15 protein-coding genes are annotated in these 20,285 nt (G+C 72.9%); 6 read left to right on the top strand and 9 right to left on the bottom strand.

The features are described 5' to 3' along the window. Positions 1-75: 75 nt before the first annotated feature. The 8 genes from AB0M11_RS34675 to AB0M11_RS34640 form a co-directional block, all read right to left on the bottom strand. The gene (locus AB0M11_RS34675) at positions 76-699 is read right to left on the bottom strand and encodes a class F sortase (RefSeq protein WP_365712122.1); all 624 of its coding nucleotides are present in this window, start codon (positions 697-699) and stop codon (positions 76-78) included. Positions 700-817: 118 nt separating this feature from the next. Then, a complete protein-coding gene (locus AB0M11_RS34670) occupies positions 818-1,339 on the bottom strand; it encodes a hypothetical protein (protein WP_365712121.1) in 522 nt (173 codons plus the stop codon). A gap of 247 nt (positions 1,340-1,586) precedes the next feature. Next, positions 1,587-4,514, bottom strand: coding sequence for a TIR-like protein FxsC (locus AB0M11_RS34665; RefSeq protein WP_365712120.1), 2,928 nt, complete (start codon positions 4,512-4,514; stop codon positions 1,587-1,589). Continuing rightward, on the bottom strand, positions 4,507-5,436 hold the full coding sequence (locus AB0M11_RS34660) for an AAA family ATPase (RefSeq protein WP_365712119.1): 930 nt from the start codon (positions 5,434-5,436) through the stop codon (positions 4,507-4,509). The genes AB0M11_RS34665 and AB0M11_RS34660 overlap by 8 nt, the downstream gene beginning before the upstream one ends. Further along, the gene (locus tag AB0M11_RS34655) at positions 5,433-7,520 is read right to left on the bottom strand and encodes a hypothetical protein (protein WP_365712118.1); all 2,088 of its coding nucleotides are present in this window, start codon (positions 7,518-7,520) and stop codon (positions 5,433-5,435) included. The genes AB0M11_RS34660 and AB0M11_RS34655 overlap by 4 nt, the downstream gene beginning before the upstream one ends. Next, on the bottom strand, positions 7,517-8,494 hold the full coding sequence (locus AB0M11_RS34650; RefSeq protein WP_365712117.1) for an alpha/beta hydrolase: 978 nt from the start codon (positions 8,492-8,494) through the stop codon (positions 7,517-7,519). Before AB0M11_RS34650 ends, AB0M11_RS34655 begins: the two co-directional genes overlap by 4 nt. A gap of 115 nt (positions 8,495-8,609) precedes the next feature. Next, positions 8,610-9,272, bottom strand: a complete 663-nt coding sequence (locus tag AB0M11_RS34645) for a YceI family protein (protein WP_365712116.1) — start codon at positions 9,270-9,272, stop codon at positions 8,610-8,612. 265 nt (positions 9,273-9,537) lie between these two features. Then, complete coding sequence (locus tag AB0M11_RS34640) at positions 9,538-11,181, bottom strand: M4 family metallopeptidase (RefSeq protein WP_365712115.1); 1,644 nt, start codon at positions 11,179-11,181, stop codon at positions 9,538-9,540. 138 nt (positions 11,182-11,319) lie between these two features. Between AB0M11_RS34640 and AB0M11_RS34635 the strand changes: the two genes are divergently transcribed. Next, positions 11,320-11,754, top strand: a complete 435-nt coding sequence (locus tag AB0M11_RS34635; protein WP_365712114.1) for a gamma-glutamylcyclotransferase family protein — start codon at positions 11,320-11,322, stop codon at positions 11,752-11,754. 39 nt (positions 11,755-11,793) lie between these two features. Here the strand turns inward: AB0M11_RS34635 and AB0M11_RS34630 are convergent, their stop codons facing one another. Beyond that, complete coding sequence (locus tag AB0M11_RS34630) at positions 11,794-12,474, bottom strand: ElyC/SanA/YdcF family protein (protein WP_365712113.1); 681 nt, start codon at positions 12,472-12,474, stop codon at positions 11,794-11,796. A gap of 565 nt (positions 12,475-13,039) precedes the next feature. On the opposite strand from AB0M11_RS34630, the gene AB0M11_RS34625 reads away from it, so the two are divergent. The 5 genes from AB0M11_RS34625 to AB0M11_RS34605 all read left to right on the top strand — a co-directional run bounded on the left by AB0M11_RS34625 (position 13,040) and on the right by AB0M11_RS34605 (position 20,110). Next, positions 13,040-13,774 (top strand): sirohydrochlorin chelatase, encoded by a 735-nt coding sequence (locus tag AB0M11_RS34625; protein WP_365712112.1) that lies wholly within the window; start codon positions 13,040-13,042, stop codon positions 13,772-13,774. 247 nt (positions 13,775-14,021) lie between these two features. Then, entirely contained in the window at positions 14,022-15,302 is a 1,281-nt protein-coding gene (locus tag AB0M11_RS34620) for a deoxyguanosinetriphosphate triphosphohydrolase (RefSeq protein ID WP_365712110.1), read from the top strand. Positions 15,303-15,460: 158 nt separating this feature from the next. Continuing rightward, positions 15,461-16,723: an FAD-dependent oxidoreductase gene (locus AB0M11_RS34615; RefSeq protein WP_365712109.1), complete on the top strand. Its 1,263-nt coding sequence runs from the start codon at positions 15,461-15,463 to the stop codon at positions 16,721-16,723. A 103-nt stretch (positions 16,724-16,826) separates the two neighbouring features. After that, positions 16,827-18,746, top strand: coding sequence for a DNA primase (gene dnaG / locus AB0M11_RS34610; protein ID WP_365712108.1), 1,920 nt, complete (start codon positions 16,827-16,829; stop codon positions 18,744-18,746). Positions 18,747-18,850: 104 nt separating this feature from the next. Further along, complete coding sequence (locus tag AB0M11_RS34605; protein ID WP_365712107.1) at positions 18,851-20,110, top strand: RNA polymerase sigma factor; 1,260 nt, start codon at positions 18,851-18,853, stop codon at positions 20,108-20,110. Positions 20,111-20,285 lie beyond the last annotated feature (175 nt).

Here is a 20,285-nt window from a genome sequence, read left to right as displayed (position 1 = left end):
AGGAGGAGGGCCGCGCGGACGGCGGACGCGGTCACGCGGGGGAGCGGCGGTGCACACGCGCCGCGACGACCGTCGTCAGCGGCTGCCGGTCAGGTGGGCGAAGACGACGACGTTGCCCTGGTAGCCGGTCGTGCGGGAGTAGCCGCCGCCGCAGGTGATGACGCGGAGCTCGGGACGCTTCGCGGCGCCGTACACCTTGTCGTCGGGGAAGTCGCGTGCCTGGTAGACCTCCACCGCGTCGACGCTGAAGACGGCGACGCTCCGGTCCCGCCGGTCCACCTCGATGACCGCGCCGCGTCTGAGGGCGCCGAGGTCGTAGAAGACGGCGGGGCCCTCGGTGTTGTCGACGTGCCCGGCGACGATCGCCGTGCCGGTCTCGCCGGGGGTGGTGCCGGCCTCGTACCAGCCGGCGAGGTTCTTGTCCGCGGCGGGCGGGACGTCGAGGCTGCCGGTGGCGGTGAGGGCGAGGCCCATGAGGGGGGCGTCCACGCGGATGGCGGGGATGCGGATGCGGGTGGGCGGGGAGGGAGGCAGCGCGGGGGCTTCGAGGCGTTCCTCGCCGGGGTCGGGGCGGCCCTCGGCGGCGGACGGCTGGGGCGGCGGGGAGTGCGGTCCGCTGCCGGGTCCGAGCAGCCAGACACCGGAGCAGAGGGCGATGACGCTCACGGCGGCTATCGCGGCGTCCCCGATCCTGCGCATGCGAATCCCTCTCCCCTCTCCTGGAGGTGACCCCCTACCCCCTCCGGGCCGCGAGGGGCGTCGGACCCGGAGGGGGTGGGATGTGCGGTACCGGCGGACGGACAGCGGAGGGTGTCCGTCAGATCACATCGCCTCTCGCCCGGCGATGCAGGAGCCAGGTACCGCCCGCGGCGGCGACGGCCAGAGCCGCCACGCCCGCCGCGGTCTGCACGGGGTCGGAGCCAAGAGCGCCACCGACCCCCGTCTTCACACTGCCGTGGGGCTGCACCTGCCCCGCGGCCGGCGTCAGTGCCACCACCAGGTCCCCGGTCACCTGCCGGTTCCCCTCGGCGCACGTCGCGACGATCTCGTACGTCCCCGGTTGCGCGCTCTCGGGCACCTGGAACTGCCCGATCGCCTCGCCCTCGTGCGTACTCGGCGCAAGGGTGAACTGCCCGGCGCCGACGGAGCCGGCGTCTCCGACCGCCGTCCCCTTCTCGCCGCACGCCGCCGTGTTCACGCTGACCCGGGCGCCTGCCGCCGCGGTCGACGGGTACACGTCCAGGCTGCCGACGGCGCCGCCGTACGCCGGCGCGACGGCGAGTCCGGCCGTGGCCACGGCCAGCGCGGTCCCGGTCAGCAGACGGGCGGTGCGTCGCATGGTGCTCCCTCGGTCGAGGTCGTCCACTCCCTTGCTCTACCGAGGTAAAAGCAGGCGGCCCGGCCGCGCTCCCTGAGGCACCGTCAGGTTTGCGGTGAACGGGTGGCACGGCGAGCGGCCCCGCAGCCGGTCGGGAGGAGATCCGGGCAGGTCAAAGGGGTTGCGCACGCACAAGTATGAAGAACACACGAATGGTGGGGGTGGGGGGAGTGAACGGGTGACCGCGGCCGGTCCGGCCGAGGCGCCGTCATGCCTCTCCTCCGGGGTCGTCTCCCGTGTCCGGGCCGGACGACGGGTAGGGGTCCGCCAGACGGGGCCTGGGGACGGGCGGAGCCGAGGGCAGTCGGACCTCCGCGTTCTCCAGGAACTGCTGGGTGGTGTGGGCGACCACCTCGGGCAGCACCCGGGTGAAGGACATGAGCGTGGGCACGCCGTTGACGGCGATGCGGATGTCGCTGTGCCGGGCCCGCTCCAGGGCCGTCGGCATCACCCGCTCCAGCTCCTCGGCGAGCCGCCGGCCCTGCTCCCCGTGGTTCTGCAGGTCCGTACGGGAGCGCGGCACGATGGGGCTCACCCACGGGCGGGCGTAGGCGTCGAACGTCCTCAGCCGGCGGCGGCGTTCCTCGTCGCCCAGCGCCCACTGGTCCACCAGCAGGATGGTCGGTGCGGGTGCTTCGTCGGGGCCGACGGAAAGGTTCTCGTCGTCGAAGTCGGAGACGGTCACCCGGTAGTCCAGGGAGCGGATCAGTTCCTCGGCGTGCGAGGCCAGCGCGCGGGTCGACTCGGTGGGGTACGGGTTCCAGTCCAGCGCGTCGTCGCCGTACGGCCGGGCGTCGCGGTCGGCGGGCACGGTGTCCCGGGTGGGGGCGAGCACGGTGAGCCGGATGTGCCTCGGGCCGGTGCCGCGCGGTTTGAAGGCGCTCGGGGTGCTCTCGTAGTCCCGGGGGCGGCCGGGCGGCAGCTGGGACTCGTGGGCCGCCTGCACGATGCGCTCGGCGAGGCGGAAGACGGTCTCCTCGTACTCGTCGCGCAGCCGGCTGAGCTTGATCAGCCCGTAGATGCCGTTGTTCAGGTACCGCCCGCCCGACGACATGTTCTCGACGTGGATGTGCCGGACCGAGTCGGGGACGTCCCGCATGTCGACGTGCGTCCACAGGGCCGGCACGATGGCGGAGACCGGGGCGCCGCCGGTGGTCCTGGCCTGCAGCATCCGCTCGTGGAAGGCGTACCACTCGCGGCCGCACATCTCGCTGGAGAAGTACCGCGGCGAGAACAGCGGCACGAACACCCGGGCTGCGGCGAGGTTCTCGCTCAGCTTCTCGGGCCAGCCTTCCCCGGAGCGCATCTCCCGGTCCATGAACCCGGCCGGTGACCCCGCGGGCAGGTCGGTGAGGGCCATGATGTGGCTGCACAGGTCGTTGAACAGGACCCGCACCCAGTGGTCCGGGTCGCCGCTGCCCAGGCTCCACTGCGGGGTGTGGGCGTACGACAGGAAGAAGTACGGCCGCTCGTGGGGGACCCTGGATCCTGCCGACCAGGTCAGGTCCACCCCGGATCCTGCCGACGACGTCAGGCGCGGTGCCGCCCAGGCCGGCGGGGACGGCGACCGCTCCTCCCTCTCCTCGGCCGCTGTCCGGTCCGGGGCGGCCGTGTCCTCCCGTGCGGCCAGCCCGAGCATCTCCAGGGTGTGCCGGGACGCCTGGGCGAACGCCTGGATCTCCGCCTGGACCGCGGTGGCCGCCGCCGGGTCGTGCGCCAGGGACGGGATCTGCCGGCTGCTGCCCTCCAGAGCTGCCACACGGCGGTTGAGTGCCTCGGTGATCCGCCAGATCTCGTGCTCCGAGAGGTCCTGCTGCAGCTGTCGGCGCACCGGCTCGGACAGGCTCAGCTCGGTCGTTCCGTCCTGGCCGGTGCCGAGCGAGAAGAGCCCGCTGACGAGGACCTCGGCGACGTCCGCCGTGGAGGCCTCGGGCACCAGCTCCTGCCGGACGAGGTGCAGCAGGCGGATGCTCAGTCTGCTGAAGGTGGAGCACAGGACGGCGAGGCGCACCGCCGGTGCGGAGGCGGTCCGTACGAAGTCGTCGGCCGTCACCGCTCGCGGCCTGCCGCGAACGGCGCTCGCCGGCCGTCCCCAGGACGGCACGAGCACCGCCCCGCACCCTTCGGGAGCCCGCCGCATCACCGTGCGGGACCAGCGGTCGAGCGTGTGCGGGGACAGCGACAGGACAGGGACGGGCTGCCATCCGTCGTCACGCGCCGCCTCCCCGTCGGGCAGCAACGGCGGCCTGTCGAAGGTGAGCCGGGCGTTGGTCGCACCGGGCGTCGCCGCGAAGACGCGGACCGTCGGCAGATCGAGACCCGTTCTGCGCCACAGCTTCACCGGCAGCGGATTGAGCAGCGCGACGGGCGTCGAGGTGGCCCACTCGCGCAGCAACCGCCATACGGCACCGTCCCGCCAGCCCGCGGCCGCGCAGTCCGAGACCACGATGACCAGCCGTCGGCCGTCGGCGGAGCGAAGCCGCCCGCGGCCCATGGGCTCGGCTTGCCGGTCCCTGAGTTCGGGCCCGCTGTCCGTGAGGAGCAGGTCGCACATCTGGAGGGTGCGGAAGGCGCCGAGCCGGTCCAGCACGGCGGCGAAGTCGGTGAGCGTCTCCTGCCACACCCGCATCGCGGGCGACCGGTCCACCACCACGGTCAGGTCGAACCACCGTTCCGGTTCGGGGCCGAAGACCGGCAGCAGCTCCCCGCTGCGGGCGTAACCGGCCACGGTGGCGTCGATGTCCAGGGCCTGCCGGCGGCCCCGCGGCCAGCGCCGCTTCCACGGCCGGACGGCACGCCCCGTCTCCAGCGCCAGCGGCAGGGCCGCCGCCTGTGCCACGGCCACCGCGTCACCGGGAATCCGGGCGTCCGTCCCGGTGCGGCGCTCATGGAGGTCCTCCGCCCGGTCCCCGGGCTGCGGATCGGTACCGGGCGCGTCGGCCGCCTGCGTGGGTGAGGTGTCCTCGGGCAGGTCCGACGCGGACGGCCTGGCCCACTCGCGCGTGTTCCCGTCGATCCGTGCGGCCAGCCACAGCGCGTCGGCCAGTTCCGTGGCGCCCCAGTCCGGCGCGGCAGCGGTCAGCGTGGTGAGGAGCCGTGCCAGCGGGTCGTCATCCGGCGCGACACGATCAGGCACGGGACAGCTCTCGCAGCACGAGGGCCAGCACCGCGTCCCCGTCCTCACCGGTCAGTCCGGACGGTCCCGTCAGCAGGTGGATCGCGTTCAGGAGCTGGTCGACGGCGAGGCTCTCACCCGCCGCGACCCGCTGCACGAACGACTTGATCAGTTCGTCCACCGGGCCCCGCTCGTCGTCGACGCTGGTCCGCAGGTGCGCCTCGACCACCTTGCGCAGAGCCTCCACGGAAGGCTTGGGCATGGTGAACCGGATGCAACGCCTCAGGAAGGCCGCCGGAAAGTCCCGCTCGCCGTTGCTCGTCATCACGATGAAGGGGAACTGCCGGCACTGGACGCGTCCGCGGTGCACGGCCGTGGTGTCGTCGCTGCGCCACTGGCGCACCTCGACGGTGTCGTCGGTCTCCGTGTACCGGGCCAGTTCGGGGATCTCGAAGTCGCCGCGTTCCAGCACGTCGAGCAGGTCGCTCGGCAGGTCCAGATCACTCTTGTCGATCTCGTCGATGAGGAGCGCGCGCGGGCGGTCCACCGCGACGAGCGCCGTGCCCAGCGGACCCAGTTCCAGGAAGGGCCCGATGGCGTCGTGGCCGCCGAGCCGCTGGGCGTGGATCCGGCCGAGGGCGTCGTACCGGTAGAGGGAGTCGCCCAGGGTGCTGCGGGAGGTGATGTGCCAGCGCAGCACCTCACCGAGTTTCAGTTCCGCGGCGACCTGTTCGATCACCGTGGACTTGCCGGATCCCGCCGCGCCGGTCAGCAGCAGCGGGCGGCGCAGGGCCAGCGCGGCGTTGACGGCACTGATCAGACCGGGCGGCGGTTGGAACTCCCTGTGCAGGGTCTGCCGCGGGAAGCTCCGCCACGGGGGCGGATCCCCGAGCTCGACGTCACGCGGGACACCGTCCCCGACATAGAAGGGCTGCCAGGTCATGAGGCGTTCTCCCCCGTCACGGTGTACTGCCCGAACCAGTCGCAGAAGTCGAGCCACTCTGCGTCGTGCCAGATCGTGCGCCACTGCGCCAGCTGCTCCCGGCCGTCGGGCTGCCCCGGCGCTTTCCTCCGCCAGCTGTACCGGTAGGCCTCGCAGAACTCCGCCGGCAGGAGGTGCCAGAACCTGTCGAGGCTGGCCTGGAACCCCTCCCTCGTGCAGTCCTCGACGCCGGGCCACAGCACGATCGGTGCGTACGCCAGGAGCGTCTCCATGAGCTGCTCGAAGCGCGGCGGCCGGTGTGCCAGCGCGACAGCGCGGTCGAACTCGCCTCGCCCCAGCCGTTCCTTCAACTCGTCGGCCCGCGCCATGTCCTGCTCGCCGAGCCAGTCGACGGGCGCCCGCCCCGCTCCCCACGCGGTGATCTGTTCCAGCCGGTCACGGGCGCTGTCGTTGATCCACCACAGGTGCTGGGGCGGGCAGAGCCGCTCGCTCCACCGCAGCAGGACGTTGTACCTCAAGCCCAGCAGTTCCCCGAAGGACGTCAGCTCGGGCCGCCAGCGCAACAGCAGTGCGGCCGAGGCGGCTATGTCCACGGAACGCGGACGCACCCCGATCTTCCGGGCTTCCGCCGACGCCCATCGCACCGCGCGCTCCAGTTCGCGCTCGACGCCCTGCTGGGTGGGCGGACAGGCGAACCGGTCCTCGTGGGCGAACACCTCGCCCCGGTCCAGCAGCCATGCCTCCAGGGTCTCGGGCCACTGGTCGGCCACGGCGGCGTGCAGACTGACGACGAGCCGCAGCCGGGCCTCCGTGCCGCGCCGCCCCAGTGCGTCGAAGGCCTCGTCGAGTTCGACCCGTACGCCGATCGAGGCCGCCCAGGCGCGCAGCTCCGGATGCCGCGCCGTGAGCCCGTCGTCGACGGCCAGCGCGGCGACGAAGTGCGCGAGTCTGGCGTTCCTCGCTCCCTCGTCACCCGGCGTGTGCAGCCGCAGGTACTCCACGGCGTCCCTGAGCAACGCCGTGCCCGCGCTCCCGGGCAGCGGTGCCGCGGGCCGGCCCACCGCCAGCCACAGGGCGCGGCGCAGCCGTTCCGAGGTGAGGGGGTGCTCTCCCGGCCATGCGGAGAGGAAGTCGACGGTGCGGACACCGTCCAGGGTGCCCTGCACGACACGCAGCGCCCAGGCCAGCGTCGCGGAGTCGTCGTGCTCCCGTGCCTGAAGGCCGGCCTGCAGCCGCCGGAGCGCGTCGGCTCCGGACACCGGTTCCGGGAGCAGGGAGGCTCCGCCCAGCGGTTCCAGCGGTTCCAGAGCGCGGCGCAGTTCGGCGGTGGCCCGGGGGCCGAGTGCGGATCCGCCCAGCCGGTGGCTCGCGTTGCGGGCGAGCCACAGCGGTCGGCCGAACCTGGCCCCTTCGTAGCTCAGGTGCCGCGCGTCCTGCCCCGGGACGGCGTCTCGTACCGCGCGGAGCACGGTCGCGGGAGTCAGCAGTTCACCGGCGCCGACGATGCCCTCGGTGAGGACGCGCGAGATGCCCCGGGAGAAGGCGAGTCCGTGGGCCGTCTGCGCGGCACCGACCCCCGCCAGCATGGCGAAGTCCGCCGCCCCCCTGCGCACACCTCCGTCGAACGCCCTGAGGTCGGGCAGCGCGCCTCCCGCGTGGCAGGTGTCGACGAGGAGGACGGCCCCCGGCAGTCCGGGTGTCTCCAGGATGCGCGTGAAGATCTCCCCGACGTTCACCGCCGACCCGGTGACGTCCCTGCGTGAGTCGCCCGCCATCAGGAAGAGGGTGGGATTCCTGCCCGAGATCATCCCGTGACCGATCAGGGCGACCATGAGGACGGCCTGAGCGGCTGCCGCTGCCGAGGCCGCCTCACGGAGCACGCTCTCGACGAGGGCCTGGCCGACCGAGGTGCCGTGCAGCAGCGACGGACCGGAGACGGGGCTCGGCCCGCAGGCACCGGTCCACTCGTCGGTGAGCGTCCGGTACACGTCCTGGGCCACGACGTCCAGTTCGTCGAGCACCTCCAGCTCGGCGCACTGCGGCGCGATGACGAGCGCGTGTCTGCGGGTGCCCGGCCCGGTCATGGCGCGGTGGCTCTCTCGATCGCCTCGATCACGGGGCCGGCCACTCCTGGCTGGGCCAGGTACTTCACGGCCGGGTGCACCCAGGCGCCGGCCGAGGCGACCGGCCTGCTGCAGGGCAGGACACCCTGGCGATTGGGCAGAAGTGTCTTCTCCAGCCGGGGCCGGACGGCTATGAAGTCGTCCTTGTCCCAGAAGTTGAGCCACCTGCCGACCGCTTCGGGAACCCGCAACGGCTGGGGCCGGACCCGCCGGCCGACGACCGCGCGCATGCCCAGGGGCGAGCCCAGGGTGACGAACAGGGGGACCTCCACGTCGTGCGTGTGGAGCGCCTCCAGCGCGACCACCGTGCCCAGCGAATGGGCCAGCACGATCGTGGGGACGCCGGGGTCCAGCTCCTGGTCGAGGCAGCGGCGGACCCGGGTGTCGAGGGTCGTGCCCGCCCGGTCCCGCTCCGCGCGCCGCAGGTATCGGGTGACCTGCCGCAGCTGACCCACCATCAGGCCGGCGCTGGTCCAGGTGCCGACCGTGCGCAGCCCCGGCGCGGACAGGAGCGTGTTCGCGCAGTCCAGGACCTGCCGGACGACCGCACCGGCACCTTGCGCTCCGCCCTCGGGGTCGAGCTGGGCCTGGGCGTGGCGGAGCGGGGCGGCCTCCTGCTCGTCGGTGGACTCGGCCAGCCAGGCGGCCAGGGCCTCCCGGAAGAGGTCCCGGACGAGCTCGGCCTCGGCCTCGTCACAGTTCTCCGGATCGTCCGGGGGGCCGGAGTCCTGGCCCTGTTCCTGCGGGCGGCCGAACAGGTGGCCGTAGTACACGAACCGTGCGTCGGCCGCCCATCCCCGGGTCAGGTCGAGGAATCGCCGGGCATGTCCCGCGTGCCGGCCTCCCTCGGCCAGCGCCCGCAGCCACAGGTCGAGTTCGGCGGCCGGATTCCGCGGGCCGCCCACGCCGTGCACGAAGAGCAGACGCGGCTTCATGCTCCCCCTTGAGCCCCAGCTGGACCACTGGCAGGACATGAGGGTAGCAATCGTGACACCTGCACGTACCTTGTCCGGCGAGACACGGCGGTCCTCCGTCGTCCGGCCGGTGTCCTCACCCGCCGGCCGGCGCCGTCCGGATCGCCGCGATGTCGAACTGCAGCCGGACCGTCTCGCTCACCATCGCGCCGCCCTCCGCCAGCCGGGAGTCGTAGGACAGGCCCCAGTCCATGCGGTTGATGGTGGTGGTGCCGTCGAAGCCGGCGCGCTGGTAGCCGAAGGGGTCGGTGACGTTGCCGATGTAGGTGAGCTCCAGGTCCACCGGGCGCGTCGTGTGCTTGATGGTCAGGTCGCCGGTCATGACGTAGACGTCGGGGGACTTCAGACGGACCGCCGTGCTGGCGAAGCGCATGCGGGGATGGGTCGCGGCGTCCAGGAAGTCACGGCCGACGAGGTGGGCGTCCCGCTGTTCCACGCCCGTGTCGACGCTGGCCGTGGAGAGGATGATCTCCGCCTGGGAGCGGGACGGGTCGCGGCCGTCGAAGTAGAGGCGGCTCTTGTACTCGGTGAAGGCGCCACGGACCGTCGTCACCATCGCATGCCTGACCGAGAAACCGATTCTGCTGTGCGCCGGGTCGATGACCCATTCGCCGGTGAGGGCGGCGAGGGCGGGGTCGAGGAGGACGGGGGCGGAGGACGGGGAGAAGGATGCCTGCGGGGGACGGGAGGGGGCTGTGGGGGTGCGCCGTGAGGTGTGGGGGCGGCTGAACAAGTTCATGTTTTATCTAGTTAGTGCACGTGGGAAATTGCCGCAAGGGCTTGTCAGGACAACGGAGTTCCGTAATTCGACGGGCCGTCACGGAAATCACACATCTCCGCCATGGAATCTGCCCGGCGCGCTGGATGAATGCCCGGCTGTCCCTGACTCTTCCTTGAATTCCGGGTGTTCACGGTATCCGAGGTATCCCCCATTGTTCGGGATGGGGCGCGGCCGCCCCGGTTCGTGCACCGGGGCGGCCGCCCTCCTGTCCGCCGGCGGGCGCTCAGTTCACGTTGACCGCGCTCCAGGCGGCCGCCACCGCGTTGTACTCCGTGCTGCCCGCGCCGTACAGGTCCCGCGCCGCGTTGAGGGTCGCCGTGCGGGCGCCCGCGTAGTTCGTCGAGGACGTCATGTAGACCGTCAGGGCGCGGTACCAGATGGCCCCCAGCTTGTCCCTCCCGATCCCCGTCACCGTCGAGCCGTTGTAGGTCGGGGAGTTGTAGCTCACGCCGTTGATGGTCTTCGCGCCGCTGCCCTCCGCGAGGAGGTACGCGAAGTGGTTCGCGACGCCCGAGGAATAGTGGACGTCCAGATTGCCCACCGACGAACTCCAGTAGTCCGCCGAACTCCCGTCCTTGGACGGCTGGTCCATGTACCGCAGCGCCGTCTTGCCGAAGCCGGAACGGACGATCTTCTCGCCGATCAGGTAGTCGCCCGGGTCGGAGGAGTTGTTCGCGTACCACTCCACCAGCGTGCCGAGGATGTCGGAGGTCGCCTCGTTCAGGCCGCCGGACTCGCCCGAGTACGTCAGCGCCGCCGTCTTGGAGGTGACTCCGTGCGTCATCTCGTGGCCGGCCACGTCCAGCGCCACCAGCGGGCCGAAGGTCGTCCCGTCGCCGTCGCCGTACGTCATGCAGAAGCAGCTGTCGTCCCAGAAGGCGTTGTTGTAGCTGTTGCCGTAGTGGACGCGGTTGTACGAGCCCTTGCCGTCGCCGGCGATGCCGTTGCGGCCGTGGACGTTCTTGTAGTAGTCCCAGGTCTCGTTGGTCCCGTACTGGGCGTCCACGGCCGCCGACGAGCGGTCGGCGGTGGTCCCGGTGCCCCAGTGGTTGTCGGCGTCCGTGAACACCGTCGAGGGCGCCCGGCTGATGCAGATGCCGAAGATGCACAGGTCGGTCTTGTTCGCCGCGTCACCCGTGTAGGTGTTGCCGCGCGTCGGGTCCGTGAGGTTGTACGCCGAACCCGACTGGGTCGTCTGGAGCGGAACCGTGCCGCTGTACAGCGACTTGCCGTCGCCCGCCGCCGTCTCGATGCTGTCCCAGGCGTCGATCTGGGCGCCGCTGCGGGCGTCCGTCAGCACCGTGCGGGCGACCGGGTTGCCGAGCGAGTCCTTGCCGACGGCGTTGGTGCGCCAGGCCAGCTTCGGGGTGCCGTGCAGGGCGTCGACGACCAGCTCCGGCCTGGCCTTCACCTGCTTCAGCGGGTCGCCGAGGTTCGCCGCCCGCAGCGCGTTCACCGCGAGGTCGGCGGCCTTCGGGGCGGAGACGGCCGGGACGATCGAGGCGAGGGATATCCTGCTCCGAGTCGCCCGGTCGGCGCCGCGGTACGCGCCGTCCGCCTTGAGGTGGACGACGAAGTCGCCGCCCAGCACGGGCAGTTCGCGGTAGGTGCGGTCGTAACGGACGTGCTGGGCGCCGTTCTTGTCGACGATCACGTCCCGGACGGTCGTGCCCTCGGCGGACGTCAGTCCGAGGGCGGTGGCGTGCTGGACGAGTGCCTGTGCCGCGTGGGCGATCGCCGTGGACCGGGTCGGCCTCGGGTCGGCGTGGGCGGCGGGGGAGAGCGCGGCGGCCAGCAGGGTCGCGGTGGTGGCGGCGACGCCGGCCGTGGCGAGTCGGGAGGCTCGGGTGTTCCGTGTCCGGCTCATCGGTCTCCTTGGAGGTGCGCCTCGAAGGCGTGGGGGTGGCGCTGATGACGACAGAGATTTAAGAGGGCATGACAAGTCATGTCCATAGCGCCTCCATGGAGATGTGGGGGAATACGGCGGGGGTGCAGAATCCGTCCTGTGACCACCCGCGACCCTGGCCGCCTCCCGTTCTTCGTCTACGGAACGCTCCGCCCCGGCGAGGTCAACCACGCCGCGTACCTGCGGGGACGCACGGAGACCGAGGAGCCAGGCCGCCTCGACGGCGCGGTGCTCTACGACGGGCCCGGCTATCCCTACGCCGTCGAGGAGCCCGGCGCGGCCGCGGTGCGCGGCGAACTCGTCACCGCGCGCCCCGAGTCCTACGACCGGCTGCTGGTGGCACTCGACGAGCTGGAGGAGTGCGTGCCCGGCGACCCGGCGAGCCTGTACGTACGGGTCGCCCGGGACGTCGTACGGCTGCGGGACGGGGCGGTTGTCCGGGCCTGGGTGTACGTCGCCGGCCCGGTCGTGGCCGAGAAGCTGCGCGTCGGCGGGCGGCGCGTCGCGGACGGTGACTGGCTGGGACGCGGCTGACCCGGCGCCGACACCGACACCGACACCGGCGCCGCGTCGCTAGCGCGGCGCCGCCCCCAGCGCCCTGGCCACTCCCGGCTCCTTCCTCCCCAGGAACCGGGGGTCCGGCTCGAAGACCACGTCGAGCGCCGCCTTGCCCGCCGCGAAGATCTCGCGCGTGCCCCCGTAGTACCAGGTCACGTCGTGCTTGGCGTCGACCCCGACCCCGTACGACGTGACGCCCGCCGCCTCGCACAGCGCCACCGCCCGCCGGATGTGGAACCCCTGGCTGATCAGTACGGCCCGGTCCACGCCGAAGATCTTCTTCGCGCGCACGCAGGAGTCCCAGGTGTCGAAGCCCGCGTAGTCGCTGACGACGCGCTCGCCGGGGACGCCGTGCCGGATCAGGTAGGTGCGCATGGCGTCCGGCTCGTCGTAGTCCTCGCGGCTGTTGTCGCCGGTGACGAGGACCACCCTGATCCGCCCCTCCTTGTACAGGGTCGCCGCCGCGTTCAGGCGGTTGGCGAGGTACGGCGACGGCTCGCCGTCCCACAGGCCCGCGCCGAAGACCACCGCGACGTCGGTGCGCGGCGCGTCCGCCAGGGTGCGCAGCCGGCCGGCCGTCGAGACGTACAGCCAGGTGGCCGGCAGCAGCGCCAGCACGCATCCGGCCACCACGCCCTGCACCAGGCGCCGCCGGCCGGCCCGGGTCCGCGGCAGCCGCGGTCGACGGATCCTCATACGCCCCCTGCCCCCTCTTTCCCCGCGGGTCTGCCCCCGCCGGGTCTTCGCCTGCGGGTCTTTCCCCGCGGGTCTGCCCCCGCCGGGTCTTTCCCTGCGGGTCCTTCCCCGCCGGGTCTTCCCCTGCGGGTCTGCCCCCGCCGGGTCTTCCCCTGCGGGTCTTCCCCTGCGGGTCTTTCCCTGCGGGTCCTTCCCCGCCGGGTCTTCGCCTGCGGGTCTGCCCCCGCCGGGTCTTCCCCTGCGGGTCTGCCCCCGCCGGGTCCTTCCCCGCCGGGTCTTCGCCTGCGGGTCTTTCCCCGCCGGGCTTTCGCCTGCGGGTCTTTCCCCGCCGGGTCTTCCCCTGCGGGTTTTCCCCGCGGGGTCTGCCCCTGCCGGGTCTTTCCCCGCGGTTCTTCCCCGCCGGGGACTCCCCTGTGGGTGGTCTTCCGCGGGCTTCGACCATGGAGGACGCGGGGCGGGACGATCCGGTTCGCTCACAGCGGGACGGCCCGGGCCGTGAAGTGCCGGAAAACACCCGTGACGGTCAGGCAACGGCGGTGCAACCTCGCCCGGCGAGGATCCTCGCATGACGGTGACCGACCTCTCCCCGCGCCCCGGCCCGCCCACCCTGGTCCTGGTGGCCCACGGCAGCCGCGACCCGCGCGCGCTTAGCACCGTGCGGGCGCTCCGGGACCGGGTGCGTGCGCTGCGCCCCGGCCTGCCCGTGCGCCTCGGTCACATCGAGCTGAACGAGCCGCTGCTCCCGGACACCCTCGCCGCCCTCGGGGAGGCCGAGGCCGTCCTCGTCCCGCTCCTCCTCAGCCGCGGCCACCACGTCAAGCAGGACATCCCGCGGATGGCGGCCGCCGCCACCGCACGCACCCGCGTCGCCGCCCCGCTGGGCCCGCACCCCCTCCTGGCCGACACCCTGCGCGCCCGCCTGCTGGAGGCGGGCTGGCGCCGCAGGCCCGCGAGCGCCGTGGTCCTGGCGGCGGCCGGCTCCCGCGACCCCGACGCCGGGGTCGACACCCACCGCATGGCCGGCCTCCTCGCCGCCCGCCTCGGCGTCCCCGTCCACCCCGCCTACGCGTCGGCGGCGGCCCCGACGGTCCCGGAGGCGATCGCCGCCCTGCGGGCGCGGGGCCGCCGCCACATCGCCGTCGCCTCCTACTTCACGGCCCCCGGCCGCTTCGCCACCGAGTGCGCGGCGCACGCCCCGTGGATCGCCGCGGCTCCCCTGGGGGCCCACGACGCGATGGCAGGGCTGGTCCTCCACCGGTACGACCAGGCCCTGTCGACGCCGGTGACGGCAGCCGCCTAGAGGTGCGTCGACCGCCGCGGGTGCGAACTGACACCGCCCCGCGCCCCTTTCAGGTCGGCCCAGTGGACCCACCTTCCTGGGGGCGCGGGGAACTGCGCGATCAACCACAACGCACCCGCAGCCGCGAACGCACCCGCCACGAACGCACCCGCCGCGAACGCACCCGCCGCGAACGCACCCCGACCCGGCAGACGGGCAGGCGCCCCACCACCCCCGTTTCGTCACCACCACCCCGTACTGTCGAAGCATGGCAGGCACCGCACCCGCACCCTCCTCGGCCTACGACCCGGCGTCAGCCGACCGCTGGGCCCCCGAACCCGACAAACGCCCCGGCCGCACCGCCTTCCAGCGCGACCGCGCCCGCATCCTGCACTCCGCCGCCCTCAGAAGGCTCGCCGGCAAGACCCAGGTCGTCACCCCCGGCGCCTCCAGCCAGGCGTGGGACGCCAGCCCCCGCACCCGCCTCACCCACTCCCTCGAATGCGCCCAGGTCGGCCGCGAGCTGGGCGCCGCCCTCGGCTGCGACCCCGACCTCGTGGAGGCCGCCTGCCTCTCCCACGACCTCGGCCACCCGCCCTTCGGCCACAACGGCGAAACCGCGCTGAACGAGTTCGCGGACGACTGCGGCGGCTTCGAGGGCAACGCCCAGTCCCTCAGGCTCCTCACCCGCATCGAGCCCAAGCGGTTCACCCCCGAGGGCTCCGTCGGCCTCAACCTCACCCGCGCCGCCCTCGACGCCGCCACCAAGTACCCGTGGCCGCGCGGCGCGCACCCCACCGACCCGGCGTCCCCCAAGTTCGGCGTCTACGAGGACGACCGGCCGGTCTTCGACTGGGTCCGCAAGGAGGCCCCCGGCACCCGCACCTGCTTCGAGGCCCAGGTCATGGACTGGTCCGACGACGTGGCCTACTCCGTGCACGACGTCGAGGACGGCCTGCACGCCGGTCACATCGACCCCGGCCGCCTGCGCGCCGAGCCGGAGCGGCAGGAGGTGTACGCCGTCGCCCTGCGGCTGTACGTGCCCGCCGGCACCGAGTCCGCCGAACTCGCCGCCGCCCTCGACCGGCTGCAGGCCGAGGAGTGGTGGCCGCACGGCTACGACGGCACCGCGGTCGCCCAGGCCCGCCTCAAGGACGCCACCAGCCAGCTCATCGGCCGGTTCTGCCTGGCCGCGGAGGGCGCCACCCGCGAGGCGTACGGCACCGGCCGGCTCACCCGCTACGGCGCCGAACTCGTCGTACCGCGCGAGGCCCGGATGGAGTGCGCGGTGCTCAAGGCGATCGCCCACCGGTACGTCATGCAGCGCGCCGAGCAGGAGCGGCTGAGGGCCGATCAGCGGGTCGTCGTCGCCGAACTCGCCGAGGCGCTCACCGCCCGCGCGCCCGACGGGCTCGACCCGCAGTTCCGGGCGCTGTTCGACACGGCCGGTGACGACCACGCCCGCAAGCGGGTGATCGTCGATCAGATCGCCTCGCTCACCGACGCGTCCGCGCGATCGCTGCACGCGCGTTTGACGGGACGTATGTGAACACTTGGTGACTCTCCGTGGCTCTCTGTGGCCTGATCGGGTCATGATCGAGTCAGCGGGGGTCACTCCCTCTTCCCGCATCACGCCGCGTGCGGGAGGCTCACAGTGCGGCGCATGTGGGCGGCATATGTGGCGGCACCCTTACGAGGAGGCACCAAGTGGTCGACGCGGACCAGACATTCGTCATCGTCGGAGGCGGACTCGCCGGCGCCAAGGCGGCCGAGACGCTCCGAGCCGAGGGCTTCACCGGCCGGGTGATACTGATCTGCGACGAACGCGACCACCCCTACGAGCGGCCGCCGCTCTCCAAGGGATACCTGCTCGGCAAGGCGGAACGCGACAGCGTCTTCGTGCACGAGCCCGCCTGGTACGCACAGCACGACATCGAACTGCACCTCGGCCAGACCGTGGACCGCGTCGACCGCGCCGCGAAGACCGTCCGGTTCGGCGACGACGGCACGCTGGTCCGCTACGACAAACTGCTGCTCGCCACCGGGGCGGAGCCGCGCCGCCTCGACATCCCCGGCACCGACCTGGCCGGCGTCCACCACCTGCGCCGCCTCGCGCACGCCGAGCGCCTCAAGGGGGTCCTCGCCGCGCTCGGCCGGGACAACGGCCACCTGGTCATCGCGGGCGCCGGCTGGATCGGCCTGGAGGTCGCCGCGGCGGCGCGCACGTACGGCGCCGAGGTGACCGTGATCGAGCACGGACAGACCCCGTTGCACAGCGTGCTCGGGCCCGAACTGGGCAACGTCTTCGCGCAGCTGCACCAGGAGCACGGCGTCCGGTTCCGCTTCGGGGTGCGGCTCACCGAGATCGTCGGCCAGGACGGCATGGTGCTCGCCGCGCGCACCGACGACGGCGAGGAGCACCCGGCGCACGACGTGCTCGCCGCGATCGGCGCGGCGCCGCGGGTCGGGCTGGCCGAGGCGGCGGGGCTGGAGCTGGCCGACCGGGCGCGGGGCGGCGGCATCGTGGTCGACGAACGGCTGCGGACGTCCGACCCGGACATCTACGCGGCCGGTGACGTGGCCGCGTTCCCGCACGCCCTGTTCGACACGAGGCTCCGCGTGGAGCACTGGGCCAACGCGCTGAACGGGGGCCCGGCGGCGGCGCGGTCGATGCTCGGGCAGGACGCGGTGTACGACCGGGTGCCCTACTTCTTCACCGACCAGTACGACCTGGGCATGGAGTACAGCGGGTGGGCGCCGCCGGGGTCGTACGACCAGGTGGTGATCCGGGGGGACGCCGGGAAGCGGGAGTTCATCGCGTTCTGGGTGCGCGAGGGGCGGGTCCTGGCCGGGATGAACGTGAACGTGTGGGATGTCACAGGGCCGATCCAGCGGCTGATCACGTCGCGGGCCGTGGTGGACACCGACGCGTTGGCGGATCCCCATGTGCCGCTGGAATCGCTCGCCTAGGGGGCTGCCGCTGTCGGAGGGTGCGCGGGTGCGGGTCGTGCGTGGTTGCTCGCGCAGTTCCCCGCGCCCCGGGACTGTCGGTCCGCCCCCTTAGAATTCACCCGTGGCCGGAAGGATCAATGACGAGGACGTGAAGGCGGTACGGGACGCGGTCCCGATCGACGCCGTCGTGTCCGAGTACCTCCAGCTGCGCAACGCGGGCGGCGGGAACCTGAAGGGCCTGTGCCCGTTCCACGACGAGAAGTCGCCGTCCTTCCAGGTCAGCCCGAGCAAGGGACTCTTCCACTGCTTCGGCTGCCAGGAGGGCGGCGACACACTCACCTTCGTGATGAAGGTGGACCACCTCTCCTTCTCGGAGGCGGTCGAGCGGCTGGCCGCGCGTGCCGGCATCACCCTGCGGTACGAGGAGGGCGGGTACAACCCGTCGCACCAGCGCGGGGAGCGGATCCGGCTGGTCGAGGCGCACCGGATCGCCGCCGCCTGGTACGCGGAGCAGCTCGCCACCAGCCCCGAGGCGGAGACCGGCCGGGTCTTCCTCGCCGAGCGCGGGTTCGACCAGGCCGCCGCCGTCCACTTCGGCGTCGGCTACAGCCCCCAGGGCTGGGACCACCTCACCCGCTACCTGCGCGGCCAGGGCTTCACCGACAAGGAGCTGCTGCTGTCGGGGCTGGCACAGGAGGGGCGGCGCGGGCCCATCGACCGGTTCCGGGGCCGCCTCATGTGGCCGATCCGGGACATCGGCGGCGAGGTCGTCGGCTTCGGCGCCCGCAAGCTGTACGAGGCCGACAACGGGCCCAAGTACCTCAACACGCCCGACACCGCGATCTACAAGAAGTCCCAGGTCCTGTACGGCATCGACCTCGCCAAGCAGCACATCGCGAAGGCCAGCCGCGCGGTCGTGGTCGAGGGCTACACCGACGTCATGGCCTGCCACCTGGCCGGCGTGACCACCGCGATCGCCACCTGCGGCACGGCGTTCGGCGGCGAGCACATCAAGATCCTGCGCCGCCTGCTGATGGACAACGGCTCGGCCCGCGTGATCTTCACCTTCGACGGCGACGCGGCCGGGCAGAAGGCCGCCCTGCGCGCCTTCGAGGACGACCAGAAGTTCGCCGCCGAGACGTACATCGCCATCGCGCCCGACGGCATGGACCCCTGCGAGCTGCGCCTGGCCAAGGGCGACGAGGCGGTCGCCGACCTGGTCGAGCCCCGCACCCCGCTCTTCGAGTTCGCGCTCCGCCAGATCGTCGCCCGCTACGACCTGGACACCCCGGCCGGCCGCGCGGCCGCGCTGGACGAGGCGGCGCCGATCGTCGCCCGGATCAAGAACAGCGGCGCCCAGCACGAGGTCGCCGTCGAACTGGCCGGCATGCTCGGCATCCTCGACACCCAGTTCGTGGTCAAGCGGGTGGCCCAGCTGGCCCGTTGGGCCCGCGAGAAGGGCGGCGGCGGTGGCAGGGGGGCCGGCGGCACGGCGCGCGGCCCGCAGCAGCCGTCGTACGACACCGCCGGCACCCGCCCGGCCGTCTCCGGGCCCGCCCTCAACCTCCGCAACGCCGTCTACGCCACCGAGCGTGAGCTGCTGAAACTCGCCCTCCAGCGCCCCGAGCTGGTCTCCCCGGCCTTCGACGCGTACGGCGTCGACGAGTTCACCGCCGAGCCCTACGCGGCCGTCCGCCGGACCATCATGGAGGCGGGCGGCGCCGAGTACGGCGTCCAGGACCCCCAGGAGTACCTGGCCCGGGTCCGCGAGGCGGCGCCCGACGACGCCGTCCGCGCGATGGTCACGGAGCTCGCCGTCGAGGCGATCATGCGCCGCACGGTCGACGAGAACTACGCGGGCGAGCAGCTCGTGACCGTCCGCCGCCGGGCCGTGGACCGCCGTATCCACGAGATCCAGATCACCCTCACCCGCCTCGGCAGCGGCGGAGACCCGGCCCGACTCGCCGCCGTGCAGAACGAGTTGTGGGTGCTCCAGCAGTACGGGCAGGCGCTGCGCGAGCACGGCGCGGCCGCCCTCTGAGCCCCGGCCGCCCGGCAGGATAACCGCGCGGTCACGGACCGGACGCAAAAAGTCACCGCACGCCCCTCGTGGCGGCGATGTGTCTTCCCCCACACTGGGGGGCGGTGCCTGAGTCCTCGGAGCGCGGCCGGCCCGTCCCGGACGGGCCCCACACCCCCGCCGTTCCACTCGTCGCGTACGGGACGGACAGCGGCGAGGCCGTCGTCTCCGCCCCCGAAGTACCGCTGCCGTCCCCCCTGGCAGCGATCATCCTGGAGGTCGCCCCCGTGCAGACCCAGACCCTGACCCAGACAGACAGCGGCCACGCCGGCGTACCGCCGCAGAGCCGGACCGTGCTGCACCCCGGGACCGAGCCGGAGGGCCCGCCCCCGGAGGAACTCGCCGCCGACGCCCCCGACCTGGAGCCCGAGCCCGAACCCGGGCCGCCCGTCGCCGCCCGCGCCGACACCGGCGGGCCCTCCTCCGACCTGTTCCGCCAGTACCTGCGCGAGATCGGCCGCATCCCGCTGCTCACCGCCGCCGAGGAGGTCGAACTCGCCCGGCGCGTCGAGGCCGGCCTGTTCGCCGAGGAGAAGCTGGGCAGCACCCCCGACCTGGACAGCGAACTGGCGCTGGACCTGGACCGGCTGGTCGTCATGGGCCGCATGGCCAAGCGCCGCCTCATCGAGGCGAACCTGCGGCTGGTGGTGTCGGTCGCCAAGCGGTACGTCGGCCGCGGCCTGACCATGCTCGACCTGGTCCAGGAGGGAAACCTCGGCCTGATCCGCGCCGTCGAGAAGTTCGACTACGCCCGCGGCTACAAGTTCTCCACCTACGCGACCTGGTGGATCCGCCAGGCCATGTCCCGGGCCCTCGCCGACCAGGCCCGCACCATCCGCGTCCCCGTGCACGTGGTGGAGCTGATCAACCGGGTCGTCCGGGTCCAGCGCCGGATGCTGCAGGAGCGGGGCTACGAGCCGACGGCCGACGAGGTCGCCGCGCACCTGGACCTGGCACCGGAGCGGGTGGGGGAGGTGCTGCGGCTGGCGCAGGAGCCGGTGTCCCTGCACGCCCCCGTCGGCGAGGAGGACGACGTCGCGCTCGGCGACCTCATCGAGGACGGCGACGCGGCGAGCCCGGTCGAGTCGGCGGCGTTCCTGCTGTTGCGGGAGCACCTGGAGGCGGTGCTGTCGACGCTCGGGGAGCGGGAGCGGAAGGTCGTCCAACTCCGGTACGGGCTGGCCGACGGGCGGCCTCGGACGCTGGAGGAGATAGGCCGGATCTTCGGCGTGACGCGGGAGCGGATCCGGCAGATCGAGTCGAAGACCCTGAACAAGCTGCGGGACCATGCATTTGCGGATCAGCTGAGGGGTTATCTGGACTGACGCCGGGTGCGGGTGCGGGTGCGGGTGCGTGGGGGTTGCTCGCGCAGTTCCCCGCGCCCCTTGAGGGCGCGCTGCCCAGCCGTTTCTCTCAAGCCGCGGGCAGTCGTGCCGCTGGGGCGGCACGGGTGGGGACGCTCACCGGCGCTTGCCGGGTGCCGCCCGCGCCCACCCGTGC

Origin of the sequence: Streptomyces sp. NPDC051987 (genome assembly GCF_040680735.1) — a bacterium.
Lineage (GTDB): Bacteria > Actinomycetota > Actinomycetes > Streptomycetales > Streptomycetaceae > Streptomyces.
Note: the sequence above shows the minus strand (reverse complement) of the source record. Positions and strands in the feature narration are given on the sequence as shown.